Origin of the sequence: Leifsonia sp. 115AMFTsu3.1 (assembly GCF_004362795.1) — a bacterium.
GTDB lineage: Bacteria > Actinomycetota > Actinomycetes > Actinomycetales > Microbacteriaceae > Leifsonia.
In genome coordinates this window covers 779311-804576 of record NZ_SNYB01000001.1, presented here as the reverse complement: position 1 = coordinate 804576, position 25266 = coordinate 779311, and the positions used below count along the sequence as shown (strand labels likewise).

General features: G+C 69.4%; 19 protein-coding genes. 10 read left to right on the top strand and 9 right to left on the bottom strand.

Features of this window, described 5'->3' with window-relative positions; genetic code table 11:
• The gene (locus AXZ95_RS03990; protein WP_018189720.1) at nucleotides 1–486 is read right to left on the bottom strand and encodes a MarR family transcriptional regulator; all 486 of its coding nucleotides are present in this window, start codon (nucleotides 484–486) and stop codon (nucleotides 1–3) included.
• Nucleotides 487–514: 28 nt separating this feature from the next.
• Between AXZ95_RS03990 and AXZ95_RS03985 the strand changes: the two genes are divergently transcribed.
• Nucleotides 515–1396 carry an SDR family NAD(P)-dependent oxidoreductase gene (locus tag AXZ95_RS03985; protein ID WP_018189719.1) on the top strand — a complete coding sequence of 294 codons (882 nt, stop codon included), beginning with the start codon at nucleotides 515–517 and terminating at the stop codon, nucleotides 1394–1396.
• A gap of 39 nt (nucleotides 1397–1435) precedes the next feature.
• On the opposite strand, the gene AXZ95_RS03980 is transcribed toward AXZ95_RS03985, so the two are convergent.
• The 3 genes from AXZ95_RS03980 to AXZ95_RS03970 form a co-directional block, all read right to left on the bottom strand.
• Nucleotides 1436–3118, bottom strand: coding sequence for an extracellular solute-binding protein (locus AXZ95_RS03980; RefSeq protein WP_018189718.1), 1683 nt, complete (start codon nucleotides 3116–3118; stop codon nucleotides 1436–1438).
• Nucleotides 3119–3203: 85 nt separating this feature from the next.
• A complete protein-coding gene (locus AXZ95_RS03975) occupies nucleotides 3204–4157 on the bottom strand; it encodes a carbohydrate ABC transporter permease (protein ID WP_018189717.1) in 954 nt (317 codons plus the stop codon).
• The gene (locus AXZ95_RS03970; RefSeq protein WP_231371102.1) at nucleotides 4151–5137 is read right to left on the bottom strand and encodes an ABC transporter permease subunit; all 987 of its coding nucleotides are present in this window, start codon (nucleotides 5135–5137) and stop codon (nucleotides 4151–4153) included. The genes AXZ95_RS03975 and AXZ95_RS03970 overlap by 7 nt, the downstream gene beginning before the upstream one ends.
• Before the next feature lie 273 nt (nucleotides 5138–5410).
• Here AXZ95_RS03970 and AXZ95_RS03965 point away from each other — a divergent pair, with 273 nt between their 5' ends.
• The gene (locus AXZ95_RS03965; RefSeq protein ID WP_231371103.1) at nucleotides 5411–6601 is read left to right on the top strand and encodes an ROK family protein; all 1191 of its coding nucleotides are present in this window, start codon (nucleotides 5411–5413) and stop codon (nucleotides 6599–6601) included.
• 6 nt (nucleotides 6602–6607) lie between these two features.
• Here AXZ95_RS03965 and AXZ95_RS03960 read toward each other — a convergent pair whose 3' ends face one another.
• Complete coding sequence (locus tag AXZ95_RS03960) at nucleotides 6608–7774, bottom strand: ROK family protein (RefSeq protein ID WP_018189714.1); 1167 nt, start codon at nucleotides 7772–7774, stop codon at nucleotides 6608–6610.
• 32 nt (nucleotides 7775–7806) lie between these two features.
• Nucleotides 7807–10209 (bottom strand): glycoside hydrolase N-terminal domain-containing protein, encoded by a 2403-nt coding sequence (locus AXZ95_RS03955; protein ID WP_018189713.1) that lies wholly within the window; start codon nucleotides 10207–10209, stop codon nucleotides 7807–7809.
• Nucleotides 10210–10296: 87 nt separating this feature from the next.
• Between AXZ95_RS03955 and AXZ95_RS03950 the strand changes: the two genes are divergently transcribed.
• The 3 genes from AXZ95_RS03950 to AXZ95_RS03940 all read left to right on the top strand — a co-directional run bounded on the left by AXZ95_RS03950 (nucleotide 10297) and on the right by AXZ95_RS03940 (nucleotide 16159).
• The gene (locus AXZ95_RS03950; RefSeq protein ID WP_018189712.1) at nucleotides 10297–12495 is read left to right on the top strand and encodes an alpha-galactosidase; all 2199 of its coding nucleotides are present in this window, start codon (nucleotides 10297–10299) and stop codon (nucleotides 12493–12495) included.
• Nucleotides 12496–12587: 92 nt separating this feature from the next.
• Nucleotides 12588–15179, top strand: a complete 2592-nt coding sequence (locus tag AXZ95_RS03945) for a X2-like carbohydrate binding domain-containing protein (protein WP_018189711.1) — start codon at nucleotides 12588–12590, stop codon at nucleotides 15177–15179.
• 56 nt (nucleotides 15180–15235) lie between these two features.
• The gene (locus tag AXZ95_RS03940; RefSeq protein ID WP_018189710.1) at nucleotides 15236–16159 is read left to right on the top strand and encodes an acetylxylan esterase; all 924 of its coding nucleotides are present in this window, start codon (nucleotides 15236–15238) and stop codon (nucleotides 16157–16159) included.
• Between the two features lie 12 nt (nucleotides 16160–16171).
• Here the strand turns inward: AXZ95_RS03940 and AXZ95_RS03935 are convergent, their stop codons facing one another.
• Entirely contained in the window at nucleotides 16172–16504 is a 333-nt protein-coding gene (locus tag AXZ95_RS03935) for an L-rhamnose mutarotase (protein ID WP_018189709.1), read from the bottom strand.
• Between the two features lie 86 nt (nucleotides 16505–16590).
• Between AXZ95_RS03935 and AXZ95_RS03930 the strand changes: the two genes are divergently transcribed.
• The 3 genes from AXZ95_RS03930 to AXZ95_RS03920 are packed head-to-tail and all read left to right on the top strand — an operon-like array spanning nucleotide 16591 to nucleotide 19500.
• Nucleotides 16591–17442, top strand: a complete 852-nt coding sequence (locus AXZ95_RS03930) for a fumarylacetoacetate hydrolase family protein (RefSeq protein ID WP_026307042.1) — start codon at nucleotides 16591–16593, stop codon at nucleotides 17440–17442.
• Between the two features lie 38 nt (nucleotides 17443–17480).
• Entirely contained in the window at nucleotides 17481–18227 is a 747-nt protein-coding gene (locus AXZ95_RS03925) for an SDR family oxidoreductase (protein WP_018189707.1), read from the top strand.
• 4 nt (nucleotides 18228–18231) lie between these two features.
• Entirely contained in the window at nucleotides 18232–19500 is a 1269-nt protein-coding gene (locus tag AXZ95_RS03920; protein WP_018189706.1) for an alpha-hydroxy acid oxidase, read from the top strand.
• Nucleotides 19501–20133: 633 nt separating this feature from the next.
• Here the strand turns inward: AXZ95_RS03920 and AXZ95_RS03915 are convergent.
• Nucleotides 20134–20967 carry an amidohydrolase family protein gene (locus tag AXZ95_RS03915; protein ID WP_018189705.1) on the bottom strand — a complete coding sequence of 278 codons (834 nt, stop codon included), beginning with the start codon at nucleotides 20965–20967 and terminating at the stop codon, nucleotides 20134–20136.
• Between the two features lie 3 nt (nucleotides 20968–20970).
• Nucleotides 20971–22329 (bottom strand): alpha-L-fucosidase, encoded by a 1359-nt coding sequence (locus AXZ95_RS03910; RefSeq protein WP_231374415.1) that lies wholly within the window; start codon nucleotides 22327–22329, stop codon nucleotides 20971–20973.
• A 131-nt stretch (nucleotides 22330–22460) separates the two neighbouring features.
• Here AXZ95_RS03910 and AXZ95_RS03905 point away from each other — a divergent pair, with 131 nt between their 5' ends.
• Nucleotides 22461–23825, top strand: coding sequence for an alpha-L-fucosidase (locus AXZ95_RS03905; protein WP_018189703.1), 1365 nt, complete (start codon nucleotides 22461–22463; stop codon nucleotides 23823–23825).
• Between the two features lie 191 nt (nucleotides 23826–24016).
• Nucleotides 24017–25264, top strand: a complete 1248-nt coding sequence (locus tag AXZ95_RS03900; protein WP_231374333.1) for an extracellular solute-binding protein — start codon at nucleotides 24017–24019, stop codon at nucleotides 25262–25264.
• Nucleotides 25265–25266: the final 2 nt, after the last annotated feature.

Sequence of the window (25266 nt, the reverse complement as noted above, 5' to 3'; positions counted from 1 at the left end):
CTATTCCGTCGGAGAGGATGCGCTCCCGTCGTCGCGCGGCCCCGTCAGCTCGTGCAGGAGGCGCGCGAGCGTGCGGAGGTCCGCGACCGACCAGTCCGCGGTGCGCTCGAAGAAGGCGGTTCCGCGCAGGTCGAGCGCCTCGCGCACCCGCTCGGCGCCGGCGGGCGTCAGCGATACCCGCACGGCCCGGCCGTCGGTCGGGTCGGGGGTGCTCTCGACGAGGCCGGCCGCCTTCAGCTGGCGGATGAGGGCGCTGGTGGAGCTGCGGTCCATCGCGACCGCGTCGGCCACGGCGCTCGGGTTCGCCGGGCCGTAGGCATACAGCCAGCGGGCCACATGGAAGGCGGCCGGCTGGACGCCCGGGTGGAAGACGGCGGCGCTGCGCTCGGTGAGGGCACGGGATGCGCTGAGCAGGGCGTTCAGCTCGACGCCGAGGGCGAGTTCGGCTGCCCGGCGGTCCGCATCCGCCCGTGAATTAGTGGACATTTCCCCATCAATTCTCTATGGTGTGGAAATGCCCACTTTATCCGGCTCGTCCGCGCATCCACCGACCATCGTCATCACCGGCGCCACCAGCGGCCTCGGGCGGCTCGCCGCCATCGAGCTGGCCCGCCAGGGCGCCCGACTGGCGATCACCGCTCGGGATGCCCGCCGCGCCGATGCCACGCGCGCCGCGATCGAAGAGGTCCACCCAGGCGCGGAGGTCCGCGTGTTCTCGGCCGACCTCACCCGCATGGACGACGTCCGCCGGGTCGGACGGGAGATCGCCGCCGCCTACGAGCAGGTCGACGTCCTCGTGAACAACGCCGGCATCCACGCGTTCGAGCAGCGCGTGACCGCCGATGGCTTCCCCGAGATGGTCGCCGTGAACTACCTCGCGCCGTGGCTGCTCACGCGGGAGCTGCTCCCCGTGCTCACGCGGACGCCGGGAGCGCGGATCGTGAACGTCGCCTCCGAAGCCTCCCGTCGGCACGGCACGCTCGCGCTGCCCGAGGATCTGACCGACACGACTCCGTTCACCGCGCGGGGATCCTCCGTCGTCTACGGAAAGACGAAGCTCCTCGACATCATGTTCACACGGGAGCTCGCCCGGCGGATCGAGGACACCGGCGTCACCGCGAACTGCCTGGACCCGGGGTTCAACGTGACCGGTCTGGGACGGGAGCTGCGCTTCGCCGCACCGCTCGAGCGCGCGTTGCGCCTGCTGCGCATCGGCGACCCCGCCAGAGGCGCTGGATTGATCGTGCGGCTGGCCACCGATCCCGCGTTCGCGGGCAGGAACGGCGGGTACTACTCGGTGCGGAGTGCGAAGCCGTTGACGCCGGCGCACCCGGGTGGCGACCCGGAGTGGCAGCGGCGGCTGTGGGACGAGACGGAACGCCTGCTCGGCGTGTGACGGACGCCGGCGGGGACATCCCCGCCGGCGTCCGCGGCACTACTTCTTCGACGCGTCGTACGCCTTCTGCAGCGTGCTGAGGTAGTCCTTCAGCCCGAGCCCGTCGAAGCCCTTCACGTAGGAGTCCCAGTCGCTGTCGAGGCTCTTCGAACCCGTGATGAAGGCCAGGGCGTTCTGGGTCACGTAGTTGTCGATGTTCGTCTGCTGCGTTGCGACCTGGGTCGCCTTCGCGGGATCCGGCCACACCTTCCAGCTCGGGTAGATCTGGCTCTTGTCCTCGTGGCCCTGGTAGAGCTGCGTCGCCTCGAACAGGCGGCGCTCGTACCCGGACGTGTCGTAGATGTCCGTCGGCACGGCCTGCGACTCACGGAACGCAGCGTTCTGGTTATAGGTGGACAGCGCACCCCACTGCACGGCGTTCGCCTCATCCTGAGGCAGCTGCAGGTTGACGAACTGCGCCTTCACGTCCGGGTTGAGCGCCTCGGAGCCCGCGGGCGCCTTATCCCAGCCCTTGCCCTCCGGGCCGAAGTTGCCGTCGAGCTGGCCCTTCTCGGTGAACAGGTAGTTCACCAGCTTGATCGCGGCCACCTGGTCGTTCTTCGACGCCTTGTTCGTGAGCATGAACGTCGCGCCCGGCGTGCTGCCGAAGGCGTACGTGGCGTAGTCCGCTCCGTCCGGACCGGTGAGCGGCGGGACGGCGTCGTACTGCTTGTCGCGGCCATCCTTCGCGCCGGGGCTGACGAAGATGTACGGGTGCAGCCCGCTCGCACTTCCGAGCAGCACGGGACCCTCGTTGTTGCCCTCCTGGGCGAGCGCCGCGGGGTTCTGCGTGAACGCGCCCTTGTCGATCAGACCCGCATCCCACAGCGACTTGATGTACTTCAGGCCCTCGCGCCAGCCGTCCTTGTTCGCCTGGATGTCGACCTTGCCCTTGTTGAGGACCGTCGTCGACTGGATGCCCTTGTCCGGGTTCTGCGGGTCGTAGATGAACGCGTTCATGAAGAACGGGATCAGGGTGTCGTGCGAGTCGCCGCTGAGCGGGATCTCGTCCTTCTGACCGTTGCCGTTCGGGTCGTCGTTCTTGAACGCCTCGAGCACCTTCGTCATCTCGTCGGTGGTCTTCGGCATCTGGAGGCCGAGCTTCTTCAGCCACTCCGTGTTCATCCAGAGCTTCGACGGGTACTGGATGTGCAGCGTCTCGGCGAGCTGCGGCAGGCCGTAGATCTTGCCGTCGGGCGAGGTCGCCATCGCCTTGTAGTCCGGGTTGCTGTCGAGCGCCTTCTGGATGTCGGGGGCGTACTGCTTGATGAGGTCGTTGAGCGGCAGCGCGACGCCCTGCTTCGCCAGCTTCTCGACGTCGACCTGATTGAACTGGTCCACCCAGGGGATGAGGAGGAACGCGTCGGGGTAGTCGCCGCTCGCCATCAGGATCTGACGCTTCTCCGGCGCCACCGACGAATCCTGCGTCGTGGTCTGCCAGGAGAACTTGATGTTGAACTTCTTCTCCACCTCCTTGGTGAAGGCGTTGGTGGCCAGGTCCTGTCCGGTGCCCTGCTGGGCGAAGACGCTCAGGTGCGCCGTCCCGCCGATCTTGTCGTCGGCACCCGACCCGCTCGCGGGGGTGCAGGCGGAGAGGGCCAGCAGCGCGGCGGTGCCGCCCACCGCGGCGACGAGCGCCCGCGACCGGACCCGGCGGGGTCGTCGATCAGTCTTCGAGAACATGGTGCGTTCCTCCTTTGGAACTTCGGGTGTGTCAGTGATGTGGATGGTGCCGTGTGTGGTGGGAGATGATGCTCGATCGGCCGGCTCAGCCTTTGACCGAGCCGATGAGCACGCCTTTGTTGAAGTACCGGGCGACGAACGGATAGATGATCAGCACCGGGACGCTCGTGATCACGATGAGCGCGTACTTGAGGAGGTTCACGAGCTCCTGGTTCTGCGCCTGAGCCGCCAGGTCGCTCACGCCTCCGTTGGTCGCGTTGAGGACCAGGATGTTGCGCAGGACGAGTTGGAGCGGGAACAGGTCGGAGCTCTTCAGGTAGAGGAGCGCGTCGAAGTAGCCGTTCCACTGGCCGATCGCGTACATGAGCGCGATGACGGCGATCAGCGGCTTCGAGAGCGGGAGCACGACGGTCCGCAGGAACCGGAAGTCGCTCGCACCGTCGAGGGACGCGGCCTCGACCAGCTCTTCGGGGATCGCCGAGCGGAAGAACGTCCGCGCGATGATGACCTGCCACACCGCGACAGCCTGCGGCAGCAGGAGCGCCCAGCGCGTGTCGAGGAGGCCGAGGTTCTGCACGACCATGTAGGTCGGGATCAGTCCGCCGCTGAAGAGCATGGTGAACAGCAGCAGCGACATGATCACGTTGCGGCCCATGAACGACGGGCGCGACAGCGGCCACGCGATGCAGACCGTGAGGGTGGTGCTGATCAGGGTGCCCGCGACCATGTAGAACAGCGAGTTGGCGTAGCCCATCAGCACCTGCGGGTCCGCCAGGACCGTCTGGTACCCCTTGAGCGTGAAGTCCACCGGCCAGAGGAAGACCTGGCCCGCCGTCACCGCATGCGGCGAGGAGAACGAGCTGGCGAGGATGAACAGCAGGGGCAGGAGGACGACGAGGACCGCCAGCGTGAGCCCGAGGTAGATGACGACGAGCAGCGCGCGGTCGCCCGGCGACTCCTTGATGCGGCGGGGCTTCTTGATGCGCTTCGCACGCGCCTTCTGCCGCGCGCGCTCGGCCGGAAGATCGATGGTCACCACAGTCCGCTCCCACTCACTCGGCGTGCCACCCAGTTGACGACCAGCAGGAGCACGAGGTTCACGACGGAATTGAAGAGGCCGACGGCGGTCGCCGTCCCGAAGTCGGCGTTGAGGATGCCCAGCTTGTAGACGTAGGTGGCGATGATCTCCGACTGCCCCAGGTTGAGCGGGTTCTGCAGCAGGTAGACCTTCTCGAAGCCGATCGCCATGATGTTCCCGACGCTCAGGATGAGCACGATCATGGCCGTCGGCATGATCCCGGGGATGTCGACGTGCCAGATCTTCCGCAGGCGGGAGGCGCCGTCCATCCGCGCGGCCTCGTAAAGCGACGGGTCGATGCCGGACAGCGCCGCCATGTAGATGACGGCGGAGTAGCCGGCGGTCTGCCACACGTCCGACCAGACGTAGATGTTGCGGAAGTAGTCGGGGTTGCCCAGGAGGTCGGGCGACGGCACGCCGAAGAACCCGAAGACCTGGCTGATGACGCCCAGTCGCGGGGCCATGATCAGGATGAGCATCGACACGACGACCACCGTGGAGATGAAGTACGGGGCGTACGTGACCATCTGCACGGTCTTCTGGAACCACCGGTGACGCACCTCGTTGAGTGCGAGCGCCAGGATGATCGGGATGGGGAAGCTCGCCAGCACCGCGTACCCGGAGAGGATCAGGGTGTTCGAGACCAGGGTGGGGAACTGCGGGTTCTGCAGCATCGCCTGGAAGTTCGCGAAGTCGTTCCAGGGGCTCCCCCACACGCCCAGCACCGGGCTGTAGTCCTTGAACGCGATGATCGCGTTGGAGATCGGCACGTACTTGAAGATCGCGAAGTAGGCGAGGGGCAGCACCGTCAGCAGGTACAGCTGCCAGTGCCGTCGGAGCGCGATGCGCCAGCGCTGACCGAGGGTCCTGCGCCGGGTCGTCACGCGGGCTTTCGGCGGCGGAGTGGTCCGAGCCGGTTGCCGGGTGGTGGTGGTCGTCATGGGCGGGGCGCTGGTCATCCGCGCACCGCCGCGTGCCAACGGTGTTGCCGCTTCGTCATCGAAGACTCCTGAACAGATCGAGCCGGATGGACGCTCGGTCCGCCCGGACTGGATACAGCAAAACCTATTTCCTTACCGTTGTCAATAATCTATCCTGACAGCAGGCGCACTCCGCCGCGCGAACCTTCGATCCTCCCGTGTTCGCGCGAATCGTGGACGCTGCGCATTCGAACACGAAAGAAAGAAAGCGACACGATGGGGTACTCTCTCGACATGCCACTCGATGACGTGGGCACCCGTCGGCGGCCGGAACTGGGGACTCCCCGGTCGGCCGAGATCTTCACGCGCATCATCACGCACGGACCGGTCAGCCGGCTCGACATCGGCCGTCTCACCGGCCTGTCGCAGGCCAAGGTGACGAAGACGGTCAATCCGCTCATCGAGGGCGGCTACGTGACCGTGGGCGAGCACGCCGAGCACTCCTTCCCCGGCCGCCCCGTCCGTCCCCTCAGCGTCGTCTCGCGGTCGATGATCGCGATCGGGGTCAAGGTGAACGCGGACGAGATCTTCGCCGTGACCGTCAGCCTGGGCAACGAGGTGCTCGGCTCCACCCGTCGCCGGCTCAAGAGCCACGACCCGGAGAGCACGGTCGCCGCCATCGTGACGTCGGTGACGTCGCTCATCGCGCAGCTCGGCGACACGGCCGCGAACCTCACCGGCGTCGGCGTTTCGGTCTCGGGCGACATCGACAGCACGACCGGGCTCGTCCGCGACTCCCCGCTGCTCGGCTGGACTCACTTCCCGCTGGGCAGCCGCCTGGCGGACGAGATCCCGCTGCCGATCACCGTCGAGAACGACGTGAGGGCCCTCGCGAAGTCCGAGCAGTGGTTCGGAGCGGGCAGGGACGTGGAGTCGTTCGCCATCATCACGATCGGTGCGGGCATCGGATGCGGCATCTACGTGAACGACGACGTGGTCGTCGGCGCTCACGGAGTCGCGGGCGAGATCGGGCACCTCCCGCTCGCATCGTCCGACGCCCTGTGCGTGTGCGGCCGCCGCGGATGCGTCGAGGCCGTCGCCTCATCCCGGGCCATCCGCGACGCGGTGAGCCTGGAAAGAGGGGAGCCGGACCTCACCCTGGCGGACGTCATACGTCTCGCACACGAGGGCGACCCCGCAGCCGTCGACGCCTTCGAGCGGGCGGGCACGGCCATCGGCGCCGCGGTGGCCGCCACTGTGAACCTGTTCGGGCCCGAAGTGGTGGTGATCGCCGGCGAGGGCGTCATGGACTACGACCTCTACGAGCGCCGGTTCCGCGAGGAGTTCCTTGCGCACGCGTTCGGCGCCGCGGCCAACTGCCGCCTGGTCGTCCGCCGCCACACCTTCACCGATTGGGCTCGCGGCGCTGCGGTGGCCGCGCTCCGCGAATCCATCACGGTTTCGCCCCAGCAGACCGCGGACTGAGGCGCGTCAGAGGACGAGGGAGCGGATGGCCGAGGCGGCCGCACCGCGCGCCCAGTCCTCGAAGGTGTGCGGCCGCACGACGATGCGGCAGCGGCCGGCGGACTCGAACACGTGCTCGGCATAGGCAGCGCGAAGACGCTCCTCGAAGAGCCCGAACTCGACGACGCCCTCGCCGCCGATGATGACGAGCTCCGGTCCGACCATGTTGACCAGGCTGGCGATCGCCAGTCCGATGACGGCACCGGCCTCGCCGAACGCTTCGACGGCCGCCCGATCCCCCGCGTGCGCCAGCGCGACGGCCTCCTCGACTGTGACGGGCCGGCCGTGGGCCGTGGAGACCGCCGCGACGATCGCGCTGGTCGCGGCGACCGCCTCGACGCAGCCGCGGCGCCCGCACGCGCAGACGCGGTCGGGCGACGTCAGCGGCAGGTGGCCGATCTCGCCCGCGACCCCGTAGGCGCCCTCTACGACCTCGCCGTTCAGGTGCAGGCCGCTCCCGATGCCGCGGCCGATCGTGACGATGGCGAACGAGCTCGTACCGAGCCCGACGCCGAACCAGTGCTCGCCGATCGTCAGCGCTCGCACGTCGTTGTCCACCACGATCTCGGCGTCGAGGTGCTCGCGCAGCGCGGCGGCGAGCTCCACACCGTGCCAGCCCATGATGGCCGAGTCGCGGACGACGCCGGTCGCCGTGTCCACGTCGCCCGACACCGAGACGCCGATGGAGGCGACGCTCGACCGGAGGTCGCCGAGCGGCTCCTGCAGGCGGCCGCACATCCGGACGATGGCGTCCACCACCGCGACCGGATCGTGCGACGCCAGCTCCACGCGATCGGAGGCGATGATCCGCGTGGTCAGATCGGTCGCCACGCCGATGAGCTCATCGACGTTCACCTTGATCCCGAGCGCGATGACGGAGTCCGGGACCACCGCGACCGGGTTCGCGGGCCGGCCCGGCAAGCCGGTGGGCGTGACCCCGAGCGAATCGTCGACGAGACCGGCGGCCAGCAGTGGCGTCACCGCCTTGGTGACCGCGGCCTGCGACAGGCCGGTGAGCCGGGCGACGTCGATCCGACTGATGGGGCTGCGGGTGAGGATGGTGGTGAAGACCCGGGTCGCCGCCTCCGATGACGATCCGAGCAGCGCTGTCCGCGCTCGCAGCTCGTCGTTCATGGGGTGCTCTCTCCGGTCGGGGTGCTTCCACCTTACGGAGTGGAGACGGGGAGCCGGGGCTCGCCCTGCAGGACATGCTCGCCTCCGGCCTCCAGCCGGACGACGACGTCGGTGCCGTCATGCCGGAGACGGACGGTGCGCGGCGCGCCGTGGGGGTTGCGGATGACGGCCGTCGTCAGCCGTCCTCCCGCCCACTCGAGGTCGACGCGGAGCGCCCCGCGGGCGCCGAGCCCCGTGACCCGCCCGTCGGGCCACGCGGCGGGCAGCGCGGGCAGCAGATGGATGACTCCCCCGTGACTCTGCAGGAGCAGCTCGGCGATGCCCGCCGGGAACCCGAGGTTGCCGTCGATCTGGAACGGGGGATGCGTGCTGAACAGGTTGGGGAGGAGTCCGCCCCACTCCGAGCCGTCGACCGGCCCGTGCCGGCGGGCGTCGCCGTCGTAGGGGGTCAGAGCCTGCTGCAGGAGCTCGTGAGCGGCATCGCCATCGCCGAGTCGCGCACGGAGTGCGATCTTCCACGCCCAGGACCACCCCATCGCACCCGGCCCCCTCGCGTCGAGGAACCGGCGAGCCGCGTCCGCGAGCTCCGGGGTGCCCTCGGGCGTGATGAGGTCGAGCGGGTAGAGGCCGACCATCGGAGACATGTGCCGGTGCCCGGGCTCGTGATCGGCCACCTCCTCGGACCATTCCTGCAGCCTCCCGTCGCTGCCGATCGGCGGCTCCGGGATGACGGCGAGCGCCGCCTCCAGCTCCCGCCGGAGCGGGTCGCCTTCGCCGAGCACGTCGAGCGTGTCCAGGCAGCGCTGGAAGAGGGAGCGGATGAGTTCGAGGTCCATCGTCGCCGTGAGGCCCAGGGAGCGCGGGTTCCCGTCGGCGTCCCGGTAGGAGTTCTCCGGCGAGGTCGACGGAGCGAGGTATGCGCGGCCGTCCGGCCCGACCTGGAGCCAGTCGAGGCAGAACTCCGCCGCGCCGCGCAGCAGCGGCCAGATCCGCTCGCGCAGCAGCGCGTCGTCCGCGCTGAACTCGTAGTGATCCCAGAGCGAGTGGGTGAGCCACACGCCGCCCATCATCCAGATCGCCCAGCTCGGCGCGCCATGACCCATGCCGACGGGAAGTGCCCAACCCCAGAGGTCGCTGTTGTGGTGGGCGACCCAGCCGCGGCAGCCGTAGAGCTCGCGCGCGACGTCACGACCGTTTGCGGCCAGACGCTCGACGAGCGAGATCAGGGGCTCGGCTCGGTCGATCACCCCGAGCGGTCCGGCCGCCCAGTAGTTCATCTCGGTGTTGATGTTGATCGTGTAGTTCGACGACCAGGCCGGACGGAGCTCGCCGTTCCAGATCCCTTGGAGGTTCGCCGCCGGTCCGCCCGGACGCGACGACGACGTGAGCAGGTAGCGTCCGTACTCGGCCGCAACGGTCGCCCGCAGCCCGTCGTCGCCGCCCCGCAGGATGTCGGCCTCGACATCCCACCGGCCCTCGCGCCGCCCGCCGATCGCGAACCGCGCCGGCGCAGGACGACGCGATACGTCGTCCTGCACGCCCGCGTCCTCGGCGATGGCGCTGAGGGCACGGGCACCGGCGCGGTCCCGGATCGTCTCACGGGAGACGGTCCGCCACTCGTCGTCCGCGCCGGCCCACCACGACTCAGCGCGGGTCGACGACGAGAGGGCGATCGACAGCCGACGGGCATGACGCACGATGAGGTCGCCATCGGCGGACTCCGTCGTGCCGTCGCTCCGCACCGCGAGGGTCGCGGTGGCGAAGCCGTCGTAGTCTGCGTCGTCCTGCTCCGCGTAGCGCAACGGAGGGACGACGGACTGTTCGTGGAGGGGCGCTCCGTCGATCGGAACAGCGAGGTCGAGCGTCAGCATCCCGTCCGCCGAGGTGCGCGCGAGCTCGCGGAGCGGCGTGCGAAGCGAGATGCGCACCTCAGGGAGCGGCTCGGAGGAACGGAGGGAGACCAGGAGGGTTCGCGACGCAATGCGCGACACCCGCTCGACGCTCGCTCCCCCGACCTGCAGCGCCTCCTCGACGATCCCTCGGTCGAGATCGAGCACGCGCGCGGGTTCACCGTCGACCGGCGTTGCCCCCGGCAGTCCGACCGTGAGGTCCACGAAAGGGAGGAACTCCTGGCTGTAGCGCCCCTCGAAGGTGAGCAGCAGTTCCTCCGCGCGATCGAGGTCGCCTGCGGCGAGCGCCTCACGCACCTCGTGGAGGCGCTCCGGCCCCGCGCCTCCGGCGAGCACGCGACGCAGCTCGTCCGCTGCCGTCTCCGGAGTGCCGGACCACACGGTCGCGTCGTTGACCTGGTAGCGGCCCTCGGACCCGCCGAAGACCATCGCACCGAGGGAGCCGTCGCCGATCGGGATGGCCTCCTCCCACTGGTCGGCGGGACGGCTCCAGGCGAGCTGGAGAGTATCGGTGGAGATCGTCATCGGTCTTCCTTCTCGGGGTTGCACTCGACACACTAGGCATGGTTAATTGACACTGTCAAGTAACCGGAAACCTCCGAGGAGTCCTTCATGCTCGACGGCTACGGCGCCGTTCTGAGCCTGCGAGCCGCAGGCACGTCACTCGTCATCGATGCGGCGGGTCGAGTGCCTCGCGTGCTGCACTGGGGCGCGGATCTCGGCCCCATCGACGACGCCGGCGCCGAGGCGTTGCGGGCGACCGCCGGACCGGCTCTGCTCAACAACTCACCCGACGTCCCGCGCACCTTCAGCCTGCTGCCGACGGAGTTCGAGGGATGGGCCGGGACACCGGCGCAGGAGGGTCACGCCTCCGGAACCGCCACCACCCCGCGCCCGCGGACAGTGGCCGTCCGGTACCGGACGGACGACGACCAGGGCGGGACGATCGAGATCGAGCTGGTCGACGAGATCACCGCCCTGCGGACGACGATGACCCTGGTGCTCGACCGATTCGGCGTGCTCTCGGTGGACACGACCCTGGTCCGGGAAGCCGCCCTGGGCGACGCGGGCATCCCGTACACCCTCGACGCCCTGCGTGTGATGCTGCCCGTCCCGGAGCGCGCGGTGGACATCCTCGACTTCACCGGCAAGTGGTGCCGTGAGCGCGCGCCCCAGCGCGGTCCGCTGTTCTACGGCAGCCACGTGCGCCGCGCACGCAGGGGCAAGCCCGGCCACGATGCGCCGTTCCTGGTCGTCGCCGGCACAGAGGACCTCGGCTTCGGCCGCGGCGAGGCCTGGGCGACGCATCTCGCGTGGAGCGGCGACGGCGAGTACGTCGTCGAGCGGCTGACGGAGGGCGCCGGTGCGTTCTCGTCGGTGCTGGGCGTCGGGGAGGGTCTGCGGCCCGGTGAGATCGTGCTCGCCGACGGCGACCGGTACACCGCTCCCACAGCTCTCTTCGTGTGGTCGGCGAACGGCCTGGACGGCCTGGCCGATCGGCTGCACCGCCGGCTGCGCGCGCGGCCGTCGCATCCACGGTCCCCGCGTCCGCTCACCCTGAACTCGTGGGAGGCCGTCTACTTCGACCACGACCTCGCCCACCTGACCGCTCTGGTGGAGCGCGCGGCCCGGGTCGGCGTCGAGCGCGTCGTCCTCGACGACGGCTGGTTCCACGGCCGCCGTGCCGCCGACGCCGGGCTCGGCGACTGGTTCGTCGACCGTACCGTGTGGCCGGACGGCCTCGGGCCGCTCGTCGACCTGGTCCGGTCGCACGGCATGCAGTTCGGGATCTGGTTCGAACCCGAGATGGTGAACCTCGACTCCGACCTCGCGCGGGAGCACCCCGACTGGGTGCTCGGCCCGCGCCAGGGGCTCGGCGCGACCTCCCGCGCGCAGTACGTGCTCGACCTGACCCGCCCCGACGCGTACTCCCATGTCCTCGAGCAGATCAGCGCGATCATCGAGGAGTACGCCGTCGACTACATCAAGTGGGACCACAACCGCGATCTGTCCGAAGCCGTCAGCAGTTCGCCCGGTGTCGACCGGCCGGCCGTCCACGAGCAGACGCTCGCGCTCTACCGGATGCTCGACACCCTCCGTGCCCGCCACCCGCGCCTCGAGATCGAGACGTGCTCGGGAGGCGGCGGCCGGGTCGATCTCGGCATCCTGGAACGGACCGACCGCGTCTGGGCCTCCGACTGCAACGACCCCGTCGAGCGCCTGCAGATCGAGCGCTGGACGCGCATGCTCCTCCCGCCGGAGCTCATCGGCTCGCACCTCGGCGCCGAGCGGTCGCACACCACATCCCGCCGGACGGACCTGTCGTTCCGGCTCATCGTCGCCCTCACCGCCCACGCCGGCATCGAGTGGGACCTTCAGGAGGCGGACGACGACGAGCTGGACCGGATCGCCCGCTGGGCAGAGGTCTATCGCGAGCTCCGGGGACTGATCCACTCCGGCCGAATCGTCAACGCCGATCTTTCGGACGATGCGACCGCGCTCACCGGGATCGTCGCCCAGGACGGGTCGCGAGCGCTCTACACCTGGGCGCGGCTCGTGACCTCGGCTCCCGGCCAGTCCGGCCGGGTCCGATTCCCCGGGCTCGACCCCGATGCCCGCTACACGGTGCGCGTCCGCGACGAGTTCGGTCCGGCCAGCCGGCACCAGGGCGCCGATCCCTCCTGGATCACCTCCGCCCTCGAACCGGGCGGCGTCGAGCTCCCCGGCTCGGTCCTCGCCGCCGCCGGCGTCCCCCTTCCCACCCTCAACCCGCAACAGGCGATGCTCTTCGACCTCGTCCGGCTGGCGTGAGCCACCGGACGCCGGTCTGACCCAGACGGCCCACCGCACCGAACACCCCTCGCGCACCGACGCGCCCGGGGCTCTTCAGAGAGGAAGAACGCATGACACGCATGACGCGTGCACGACGGAGCCTGCGTGCTCTGGTCGTGACGGTCGCGGCCCTGGGGATCGTGGCCGCCGCGGCCGCCCCTGCCGGCGCGACGCCGACGCCGGAACCGACGGCGACAGCCACACCATCCACGACCCCGACAGGGACGCCGACGCCCACCGCGTCGCCGACCGCGACGGGCACACCGACCCCCACATCCACTGAGAGTCCGAAGAAGGAGACTCCGACGGGCGCTCCGACGTCGACGACGCCCGGTGTGCCGACCCCCATCCCGCCCGCTGCCCCCGCCGTGGACCCGTGGGCCGTCACGCCCTACATGGGGTGGAGCAGCTACAGCATGCAGGTCTACTCGGGCAACGGGAAGTGGATCACCGCCGACCAGCTCATCGCCCAGTCGGATGCCATGCACGCCAAGCTGCAGAAGGCCGGCTACGACTACATCAACGTCGACGCCGGCTGGAGCGACGGCGTCGACGCCAACGGCCGGCCGACTCCCAGCGCGACGCTCTACCCGCAGGGGCTGAAGAAGGTCATCGACCACGTTCACGCGAACGACCAGAAGTTCGGTGTCTACCTGATCCCCGGCATCGGACCGGACGTCTACAACAAGGCGTACCCGATCGCCGGCGCACCGGGATGCACCACGCACGACATCGCGAAGCAGCCGCTGACGCAGGCGGACTACTGGAAGATCGGCTACGCCATCGACTTCTCGAACCCGTGCTCGCAGAAGTACATCGACTCGATCGCAGACCAGCTCGCCGCGTGGGGCGTGAACTTCGTCAAGTTCGACAGCGTCACCCCCGGCTCCGGCATCAGCGACGGCTCGGTGGACGCGCGTGACGACGTCGCCGCCTGGTCGAAGGCCCTCAAGAAGCACAACATCTGGTTCGAGCTGTCCTGGGCGCTCGACATCAACTACGCCGACTACTGGAAGCAGTACGCGAACGGTTGGCGTGTCGAGTGGGACGTCGAGTGCTACTGCGGCAACGAAGCGCTCACCCAGTGGGACAACATCGCCCGGCTCTTCCCCCGCGCCGCTGACTGGTGGCGTCACGCCGGACCGGGCGGGTGGAACGACTTCGACTCGCTCGACGTCGGCAACGGGAAGATGGACGGCCTGACGCCGGACGAGCGCCGCACCGCCACCACGCTGTGGGCGGTCTCCGCCGCGCCGATGTATACCGGCAACGACCTCACCAAGCTCGACCAGCTGGGCGTCGATCTGCTCACCAACCCGGAGGTCGTCGGCGTCGACCAGGCCGGCGTCCCGGCACGTCCGGTCTCGACGACGACGAAGCAGCAGGTCTGGTACGCGTTGAACAAGGACGGCAGCTACACGGTCGCGCTGTTCAACCTGGGCCGGGCCGAGTCCGACATCACCGCGAAGTGGTCCGACATCGGCCTGACCGGGTCGGCGACGGTCCGCGACCTGTGGGCGCGCAAGAACATCGGCCGCGCTGACGGCTCGTTCACGGCGACGGATGTGCCGATCCACGGCGTCCGGCTGCTCAAGGTCACGCCCGACAAGGGCGCGACGGTCACGGTCAACGACGACGCCCAGGGCTTCTCGTACGGCGGCGACTGGACGCGCAACGGGGGTGCCGAAGTCGCCGCGACCTCGCAGCCGCTGACCGTCAACGTCACCGACACCGGCACGCCGGCGCCGCCGACGTCGACCGGGCCGACCCGCACCACGAGCATCAACGACACCGACCCCGGCATCGCCTACTCCGGTCAGTGGGGGTACAGCAACGGGCGCAACTTCGGCGACTACCAGGACGACGTGCACTATGCGGAGCATCCCGGCAGCGACTCGTTCTCGTACACCTTCACCGGCACCGGGATCTCGTACCTCACCGAGCTCGACTCCTCCGAGGGCGAAGCGGACGTGTACATCGACGGGCAGTTCGTGAAGACGATCAGCGCCAACATCCCGAGCGCCTCCCACACGGCGCAGCAGACGGTGTTCACGACGAACGACCTCACCGACGGGAAGCACACGCTCCGGGTGGTGATGAAGTCGGGGCAGTTCATGCTGCTCGACCGGCTCGACGTCATCCAGCCGAGCCTGATCGACCCGTCCAGCGTGTCGTTCGACACGAAGGCGCCGGCGCCGGCGACCTTCTCGGTGCTGCGCGACCCGGACGAGTTCACCGGGATCACGGCGAACGGCACGGCGCTGAAGAAGGGCTCCGACTACACCGTGTCCGGGTCGACCGTCACGCTGCGGCCGTCGTACCTCGCGACGCTGCCCGTCGGGGCGACGACCCTCAACGTGGGCTTCCGCGGCGACTACCTCGATGACGTCCACGCCACGACGGCGACCGGAGCTTCGGTGTCGTACACGTTCACCGGCACCGGGGCCGACTGGCTCGCGCCGACCGGTCCCGACCAGGGCATCGTCGACGTCTACCTGGACGGCAAGCTGGTGAAGCGGGTCGACACCCACAGCGACACCCGCCGCACCCAGCAGAAGGTGTTCAGCGTCTCGGGACTCCGCAACGGGAAGCACACCATCATGGCGGTGAAGGAGTCGGGTGCGGTGATGCGCGCCGACGCCCTCCGCTACTCCGTCCGCTGATCCGTCGGGTGGGCCGGGAGCACCTCCCGGCCCACCCTCTCCGAAAGGCCCTCCGCATGTCCGGCTCCGACTCCGACGCCCTCCTGGGGCCCGCCCCCCTCCCCACCCCCGACGACTACGACGCCTATTGGGCGAGCGCTCTCGACGACGCCGCCCGGCATCCGCTCGCCGTCCAGTTGGAGCCGGTGGACACGGGCCTCACCGCGGTCGACGTGTTCGACATCTCATACGCGGGGGCGGACGGACGGCGGGTGAGCGGATGGCTCCGGCTGCCGCGGCACCGCGAGGGACGGCTCCCGGGCCTCGTGCACTTCAACGGCTACGGCGCCGGACGACTCGACCCGATCGACGACCTCACGTGGCCGGTCGCGGGCTTCGCACAGCTGGTCATGAACACGCACGGCCAGGGCGGCGGCAGCACCGGGCACCTGCTCGACGGGATCGAGGACCCGCACCGCTCCTATTACCGTGGGGTGTTCGTGGATGCGGCTCGCGCCGTGGACGTGCTGCGCTCGCTGGACGAGGTGGACGGCGACCGGATCGCGGCGATCGGGAACAGCCAGGGCGGCGGGATCGCCCTCGGCGTCGGAGCCCTCCGACCCGAGCTCTCCGCCGTTCTGGCGCAGGCGCCCTTCCTCACGGACGCGCCGCAGGGCATCCGGCTGGCGCGCAACGGGCCGTGGCTGGAGCTGCGCGCGTACCTGGCGCAGCATCCCGACCGGTCCGATGCGGTGGCGTGGACGCTGGCGTACGTGGACGGAGTCACGTCCGCCCGGCACGCGTCGGCACCGGGATGGATCAGCGACGGCCTCGACGACGACATCTGCCCGCCGGCGACCGCCCGCGCGGCAGCGGAGGCCTACGCCGCCCCGGTGACGCTGCGCGAGTGGCCGGGCGCCGGGCACGAGGCGGGGGCCACTGGCGACCGGCGCGGCGCGCTCGCGGTCCTTCGCGATCGTCTGCGGCTCGTGGATGCCTGAAGACGCACCGTCTCAGGCATCGACGCGCTGGGCCGCCAGGCTCCACACCTGCGGCAGCACCATCCCCTCGGCGCCGGGGCCAGACGTGGCGAAGTGGTCGACGTGCTGGTTGATCGACTCCTGCCAGCGCTGGTTGGCGGGGTCGTCGTCCAGCGCGCTCATCGCCGCGGCGAAGTCGTCGCAGTCGACCACATGGAACAGGTCGCGTCCGCTGCGCCAGATCTGCCAGTCGTGGATTCCGAGCCGTTCGAATGACGCGACGAGGTCGTCCGGGATGGCGGAGTGCGCGGCGTCGTAGGCAGCCTCGTGGCCGTCGCGGATGATGGAGTGAAGCGCGACGCGCATCCCGGTGCTCCTTTGCGTCCGAAGTTTGAATTCCTATAGGAAATAGTAATAGTCTCGATGCCGGAAGGCGAGCGAAAGGACCCTCGATGCGATTCATGCGACTCGGCGAGCCGGGAGCGGAGATCCCCGTCGTCACCGACGGAACCACCACGTGGGACCTGCGCCCCCTCACCGCCGACATCGACGGCGCCTTCCTCTCCGACGACGGCCTGACGCGGGCCGAGGCCGCCGCAGGCGCGGGGGACCTCCCCGAGCTCGACCCGGCCGGACTCCGCATCGGCGCCCCCATCGCCCGCCCCCAATCCGTCATCTGCATCGGCATGAACTACGCGGCGCACGCCCGCGAGTCCGGCTCCGAGCCGCCCACCGACATCGTCGTCTTCTACAAGCACCCCAACACCGTCGTCGGGCCGAACGACGACATCCTGCTCCCGCCCGGGTCCACGACCACCGACTGGGAGGTCGAACTCGCCGTGGTCATCGGCAAGCGCGCCCGCTACCTCGACTCCCCCGAGCAGGCCATCGACCACATCGCCGGCTTCGCGGTCGCCAACGATGTGTCCGAGCGCGAGTACCAGCTGCAGCGCTCCCTCGGCCAGTGGAGCAAGGGCAAGAGCTTCGAGACCTTCAACCCGCTGGGCCCATGGCTGGTCTCCGCCGCCGAGGTCGGCGACGGGAGCGGACTCGGCATCCGTTCGCGCGTCAACGGCGAATCGCGCCAGGACTCGAACACCAGCGACCTCATCTTCAACGTCGCCGAGATCGTCTACCGGCTCAGCCGGTTCACCGTGCTCGAACCGGGCGACCTCATCAACACGGGCACCCCCGAGGGGGTCGGCCTCTCCGGTCGCTTCCCGTACCTCGCCGCCGGCGACGAGGTCGAGGTCGAAGTCGACGGCCTGGGCGCGCAGCGTTCGACCGTGCGGCCGGCGCTCTGACCGCATCCATCACCCACCCTCACTGCAAGGAGACAAGGATGTCGCACTTCGATGGCCTGGTGGCCGCCGTCACCGGCGGTGCGTCCGGGCTCGGCCGGGCGATCGCCGACGAGCTGGCCGCCCAGGGAGCGCGCGTGTTCGCGCTCGACCTCGACCCGGACGCCGTGAGCGCCCCGCACACCGGCATCCGCTGCGACATCGGGGACGACGCCAGCGTGCGGGAGGCCATCGCCGCGGTCGTTGCCGAGGCCGGGCGGCTCGATGTCGTCATCGCGAACGCCGGGATCGGCGCGCAGGGCGACATCGAGGCGAACGACGACGACGAGTGGATGCGCGTGCTCAACGTCAACGTGATCGGCTCGGCCCGCACCATCCGGCACGCGATGCCGCACCTCAAGGAGTCGCCCTCGCCCGCTGTCGTGCTCACCAGCTCGATCGCCGCCTGGGCCGGCCTGCCGCAGCGGGTCCTGTACTCCGCATCCAAGGGCGCCATCTCAGCCATGACCCTGGCGATCGCCGCCGACTGCCTGCCGCTGGGCATCCGCGTCAACGCCGTCGCGCCCGGAACCGCCGACACCCCGTGGGTCGGCCGCCTGCTCGACTCCGCCGCCGACCCGGATGCGGAGCGCGCGGCGCTCGAGGCACGCCAGCCGAGCGGACGCCTGGTGCAGCCGCAGGAGGTCGCGGAGGCGGTCGCGTACCTCGCGTCGCCGACGTCCGGGTCGAGCAACGGCGTCATCCTGCCGGTCGACGGCGGGATGTACTCGCTGCGGCCGCGGAGGTAGCCCGGTGGTCGATCGTCAGTTGCCTCGTCCGGCGGAGTTGTTGGAGTTGATGCAGTTCCGGAAGCCGGAGCTGAATTCGAAGAAGCGTCGCCTGGAGGCGGCGCTCACGATCGAGGATCTGGCCAGGATCGCGCGTCGGCGGACGCCGAAGGCGGCGTTCGACTACACCGAGGGCGCCGCGGAGGGCGAACTGTCGCTGGCCAGGGCCAGGCAGGCGTTTCAGGATGTGGAGTTCCATCCGTCGATCTTGCGCGATGTGTCCACGGTGGATACGTCGTGTGAGATTTGGGGTGGGCCGTCGGCGTTGCCGTTCGGGATCGCGCCGACCGGGTTCACGAGGTTGATGCAGACCGAGGGCGAGACCGCCGGGGCCGGGGCTGCGGGGGCGGCGGGGATCCCGTTCACTCTGTCCACGCTGGGGACCACGTCGATCGAGAATGTGAAGGCGGCGAACCCGCACGGCCGGAATTGGTTCCAGTTGTATGTGATGCGGCAGCGGGAGATCTCCTACGGTCTGGTGGAGCGGGCGGCGGCTGCGGGGTTCGACACGTTGTTCTTCACCGTGGACACCCCGATCGCCGGGGCGCGGTTGCGGGATAAACGCAACGGGTTCTCGATTCCGCCGCAGCTGACCCTGGGGACGATTCTGAACGCGATCCCCAGGCCGTGGTGGTGGTACGACTTCCTCACCACCCCCAAACTGGAGTTCGCGTCGTTGTCGTCCACCGGCGGCACGGTCGGGGATCTGTTGAATGCGGCGATGGACCCGTCGATCAACTACGACGACCTGAAGATCATCCGGGACATGTGGCCCGGGAAACTCGTGATCAAAGGCGTGCAAACCCTCGAAGACGCTCGCACCCTGGTCGACCACGGGGTGGATGGGATCGTGCTCTCCAACCACGGCGGCCGCCAACTCGACCGCGCCCCGATCCCGTTCCACCTGCTCCCGTCCGTGGTGCGGGAAGTGGGCCGGCACACGGAGGTCGCGATCGACACCGGCATCATGAACGGCGCCGACATCATCGCCGCCTACGCCCTCGGCGCCAAGTTCACCCTCATCGGACGCGCCTACCTCTACGGGCTCATGGCCGGCGGCCGGGAGGGTGTCGACCGCACCATCCACATCCTCACCGACCAACTCACCCGCACCATGAAACTCCTCCAAGTCACCTCCCTCGCCGAACTCGGCCCCCACCACGTCACCCAACTCACCCGCCTGCAACCCCTCCGCAACGCCCCCGCCGCTGCGCGCGAGGACGCCGACGCCTGATCCCCTCGCGAGATTTGCGCCAAATCGCGGCAACCCACGCCACCTCCGCGCGAGATTTGCGCCAAATCGCGGTAATACGGCGCCCAAAACCACGATTTGGCGCAAATCTTCACGGGACGTGACGCGCAGGACCGCGATTGAGCGCAAATCTCGCACCGCGGAGTCGGGCGAACGCCGTAAGGGCGCCCACATTCGCGCCGAATGTGCGCTTTGCCCGCCGCATTCCGCACATTCGGCACGAATCTCGGGGCTTGTCAGCGCGGGGTGCTCGCAAGCGACGGCGGATCTCCCGCACGATGTGCGCCAAATCGCGGGAATGCGGCGCTCAGAACCGCGATTTGGCGCAAATCTCACACGCAGCGATGGGGAGAGGGCGGCAACATTCGTGCCGAATGTGCGCTTTGCCCGCCGCATTCCGCACATTCGGCACGAATCTCGGGGCTTGTCAGCGCGGGGTGCTCGCAGACAACGGCGGATCACCCGCACGATTTGCGCCAAATCGCGGGAATGCGGCGCTCAGAACCGCGATTTGGCGCAAATCTCACACGCCGCGGTGGGGCGAGGACGCGCACATTCGTGCCGAATGTGCGCTTTGAGCGCCGCATTCCGCACATTCGGCACGAATGTCGCGGGTCAGGGGAGGCGGTAGGCGCGGCGCGACGTGAGCGACAGCACCTCGTCGCGCTCGGCGGGGGTCAGCGGCTCGAGGAGGGCGCGCGCGGTGGCCATGGTCTCGGCGTAGGGCGTCGCGAGGGTCGAGACCGGCCAGTCCCCGCCGTAGAGGAGGCGCGACGGGCCGAATGCGGCGAGCGCTCGATCGACGTACGGACGCAGGTCCGCCGCCGACGCCCGCCCGGCCGGACCGAGGGTCGTCAGGCCGGACAGCTTCGCGAAGACGTTCGGGCGGCGCGCAAGCGAGTCCATCAGACTCCCCCAGTCACCGGGCTCCGCGCCGACCGGCGGGGTTCCGAGGTGGTCGATGACGAGCCGCAGCTCCGGCAGTTCGTCGGCGAGCGCGACCGCATGCTCCAGGTGCCGCGGCAGCACTCCGATCACGTCGAACGTCAGCCCGCGGGAGGCGAGCACACCGAGCGACCGGCGCACCGGCTCCTGCGCCAGCCAGTCCGGGTCGGGTTCGTCGTGGATGAGGTGCCGGATGCCCACAAGCGGCCCCGCCTCCGCCCAGCGGTCGAGCTGCTCTCCGACCCGGTCGGGGTCGAGCAGATCGACCCACGCGACGACACCGGCGACCAGCGGCGACTCGGCAGCGACGGCGAACATCGCCGCGGAGTCCTCGATCGTGCTCGCCGCTTGGACGAGCACGACCCCGTCCACCCCGGCCTCCCGCAGCTGAGGTTCCGCCTCGGCGAGCGTGAAGGTCCGGTTGATCGGGGCGACCGCGTCGGACAGCCACGAGTAGGTCCCGTGCTCCAGGTCCCACAGGTGCAGGTGCGCGTCAATCGCCATGGCTCAGACCAGGTCGAACCGGACGAGGGCCGGCCCGGCGACCGCCGGCTCCGGGAGGGTCAGGGCGATGGCGTCGCCGTCCCGCGTCGCGGCGACCGGCGTGCCGTCCGCGAGCCGCGCGCTGCCCGCATCCACCGCGGACGACACACCCTCGAGGCGCACCGAGCCCGTCGCGTCGACGAACGCGTTCGCGACCGAGTCGCACCCGCCGCCCTCGCCGCCGCGCGTCCAGCGCACCCACGGCTCCTCCGACGGACGGGCGATGGATGCGTCCAACACCTGCGAGCCGAACACGGCGTCCCCGTTGACCGCGTTCCACGCGGCCAGGTGCTCCAGCGTCCGGCGCTGCAGATCGGGTACGGTCCCGCGAGCGGTCAGGCCGACGTTGAGCAGCAGGTTCCCGCCGCGCGAGACGATGTCGACGAAGGTCTTCACCGCATCCGGGCCGCTCAGCATGTGCCGTTCGTCCTCGAGCGTGTTGTGGCCGAAGGAGTAGCCGATCCCGCGGCAGTTCTCCCACGCGCCGGCGCCCTCGACGTTGGTGCCGTTCTGGTACTCGCTGGTGCGGAAGTCCCAGTGCGTCTCGCCCCAGCGGTCGTTCGAGACGCCGTCGGGGGCGGCGGCGTAGAACTTCTCGAACAGTCGCTCCATGCTGTGCGGACCGCTGGGCTTGCCCGCATCCGGCCACTCGATGTCGCCCCAGAGCACATCCGGACGGTAGCGGTCGATGAGGTCGGCGACGTGTTCGTACGCGTACTCGGCGTAGCCGGCGTCGACGGGGCGGCGGAAGGCCTGGCCGTCGTCGGTGATCGGCTCCAGCTCGGAGTAGTGCCAGTCGAGCCCGCCGGAGTAGTAGACGCCGAAGCGCAGGCCGGCCGCACGGGTCGCCTGCTCGAAGGCGCCGACGAGGTCGCGGCGCGGGCCGCGGGCGACGGTGTTGCGGCCGTCGGTGCCGGGCGCATCCCACAGGGTCACGCCGTCGTGATGCTTCGTCGTCGGCACGAAGTAGCGGGCGCCGGTGCTCTTCACGAGCGCGATGAACGCCTCCGGGTCGAAGTCGACCGGGTCCCACTGGTCGATGAAGTCGTCGTAGGGCGCTCCGCCGTACACATCCCGCTGGTGGTCGGCAGCCGGGCTGCCGGGGATGCGGATGGTGTTGTAGTACCACTCGGCGTACGGGTTGTGCGCGAACCAGTACCCCTTCTCGATCGTGCCCAGCTCACCGATCGGCTCGGCCCACGCCGGCACCGAGTACGGCCCCCAGTGCACGAAGATCCCCAGCTTGGCGTCGGTGAACCACTGCGGCACCTCGCGCTCGAACCGGCGGTAGTTCTCCGGGCGGACGGGATCGTCTGTGAACATGGCCACGGGTGGTCTCCTTCGTCGTCGAATGGATGCGCCGGAGCGATTGTGGGATGCGTCCGGAATCCATATCCTATAGGCAATAGCATCCGTGTTCAACGATGCGATCCCCCACTCGAAGGAGAGTTCCCGTGACCACCGCGCTCGACGCACCCCCCGCCTCGTTCGTCCGGCCCACCGACTTCCGCCTGCCCGGAGGCGAATGGTTCATCGGTGCGGGCTTCGGCCTGTTCGTGCACTGGGACCACGCCAGCCAGCAGGGGATCGAGATCTCCTGGCCGCTGGTCGGTCGTTCCATCATCCCCGGTTCCGACGGCGTCGAGGACACCGTGACCGTCGACGAGTACCAGTCCACTGCGGCGACCTTCAACCCGGTCGAGTGGGATGCGGTCGCTCTGGCCCGTCTCGCGAAGCGCGCAGGCGCCCGCTACGTCGTCTTCACTGCCCGCCACCACGCGGGCTACGCCATGTTCCACACCGAGCAGTCCGACTTCGGCATCGAGCACTCCCCCTTCGGGCGCGACATCACGCGCGAGTTCGTCGAGGCGATCCGCGCGGAGGGCATCCGGGTCGGGATCTACTACAGCCTCCCGGACTGGAACCACCCGGACTACCCCGCGTTCCGCATGGAGGACCGGCCGTACGCTCTCGAGCACTGGCCGGCCGCCGGGGACCCGGCCAACGCCGGAACACCGGTCGCCGACGACCGGCACCGCCGCGCGGCGCCCGAGCAGTGGCAGCGCTACCAGGAGTACCTGCGCGGCCAGCTCACCGAGCTGCTCACCCGTTACGGCACCATCGACCTGCTCTGGTTCGACGGGGAGTGGGAGCGGTCGGAGCAGGAGTGGGACAGCGCGGGCCTGCGCGCTCTGATCAAGTCCCTGCAGCCGGACGTCGTCATCAACGACCGCCTGCTCGGCCAGGGCGACTACAAGACGCCCGAGCAGGGCTTCCCCGTCACCGCGCCCGACGGGCCGTGGGAGCTGTGCATGACCATCGGCCAGATGTGGGCGTGGCGGCCGGGCGACACCAAGAGCAAGAGCACCACCTCGCTGATCACGACACTGATCGAGGTGGCGTCGCGCGGCGGCAACCTCCTGCTCAACATCGGACCGAAGGGCGACGGCAGCCTCAACGAGTCGCAGGTGCGCACCCTGGAGGAGATCGGCGAGTGGATGGACGTGCACGCCGAGAGCGTCGTGGACGTCTCCCCCACCGTCGGCGTCGACTTCTACGGTCCGTCCACCGCTCGGCTGGGGACCCTGTACCTGCACCTGGTGATGCGTCCGATCGAGGAGGTCGTCGTGCGCGGCATCCCCGTCGGCCGGGTCACGGGGGTCCGCCTGCTGGCCACCGGCGAGGAGCTTCCGTACGACGTGAACCTGGAGGTGCACGAGCAGCCGGCGCCCGGAGTCGACCCGCTGGGCGAGCTGCACATCCCGGCGCCGGCAGCATCGGGCGCGGTCGTCGATGTCATCGCGATCGATTTCGCGTAGACCGGGCCGACCTCTTGACCGCCGACCGGGTCCGATCTAAGCTCCGCATGAGGCCTATATCGTAGACCCTATAGGATTGTGAACCACCCGACGGGCGAGGACGCCCCGGACGATCCTCACGAAGACAGAACGACAGGCACCACCAACGCAAGGCGATCACCTGGATGAATCCAATGGAGGAGGCACAGCACGTGACACCACGAAGCAAGCGCAGGGCGGCCAGGATCGGCACCGCCGTCCTGCTGACCGGAGCACTCACCGCACTGGCCGGCTGCGCCGGCGGCAGCGGGGGCGACGCCAAGGGCGGCCCGATCAGCATGTACACCTGGGTCAGCAGTCAGAGCGACCGCGACCAGTGGGAAGGCTTCATCGATCTCGGCAAGAAGGTCGACCCCGACCTTGACGTCACGATCGAAGGCCCGAGCTTCAACGACTACTGGACCAAGGTCAAGACCCGCCTCAGCGGCTCCAACCCGCCCTGCCTGCTCACCACCCAGGCCGCGCGGGCCCAGGAGCTCTCGGGACTGCTCATGCCGCTGAACGACCTGATCAAGAAGAACAAGCTCGACACCTCGAAGTTCGACGAGTCGATGCTCAAGGGCATGACGGTGGACGGCACGATCCGCGCGATCCCCTACGACGCCGAGCCGATCGTCCTCTACTACAACGCGGACAACTTCGCGAAGGCGGGCCTGCAGCTCCCGAGCACCACCTACACGCGGGAGCAGTTCCTGGCCGACGCGAAGAAGCTGACGACGGGCGACCACAAGGCGCTCGCGATCTCCCCCGGCTTCTTCATCCCGAACGCCTGGGCCATCGCCGACGGCGCGGAGGCCGTGAAGGACTCCAAGCTCGACCTCACCAACTCCAAGCTGGTGGACCAGGTGCAGTCCTACTTCGACCTGGTCGGCAAGGAGGGCATCGCGAAGGCGCCAGAGGCCGCGGACGGCTCCGACGTCTCCCAGTCGGCGTTCACCAGCGGCGCCGTCGACATGCTGATCGAGGGCCCGTGGATGTACGGCACCTTCGCCGACGCCGCCAAGTTCACGATGGGCGTGACGATCGTTCCGAGCACCTCTGGTGAGGCGCACGGCATGACGGCCGGCTCCGGCTTCGGCATCGCGAAGAACTGCAAGAACCCGGACGCGGCCTTCAAGGCGATCGTCGCGATGACCGACACCAGCGTCCTGAAGGGTCAGGCGGAGAAGCGCGGCATCGTGCCCTCCCGAGCCGACGCCCAGTCGGCCTGGGCCGAGGGCAAGTCGCCGGAGGCGTACGCCGCGGTGCAGGCTCTGCTGAAGAACGCGACGGCGCAGATCACCACCCCCACCTGGAACCAGGTGGAGACCTTGTTCACCCAGTACGGCGTCGAGGGATACCGGGGTGACAAGACGGCCAAGGACGTGCTGAGCACGATCCAGAAGTCGGTCGGGCAGTAGCG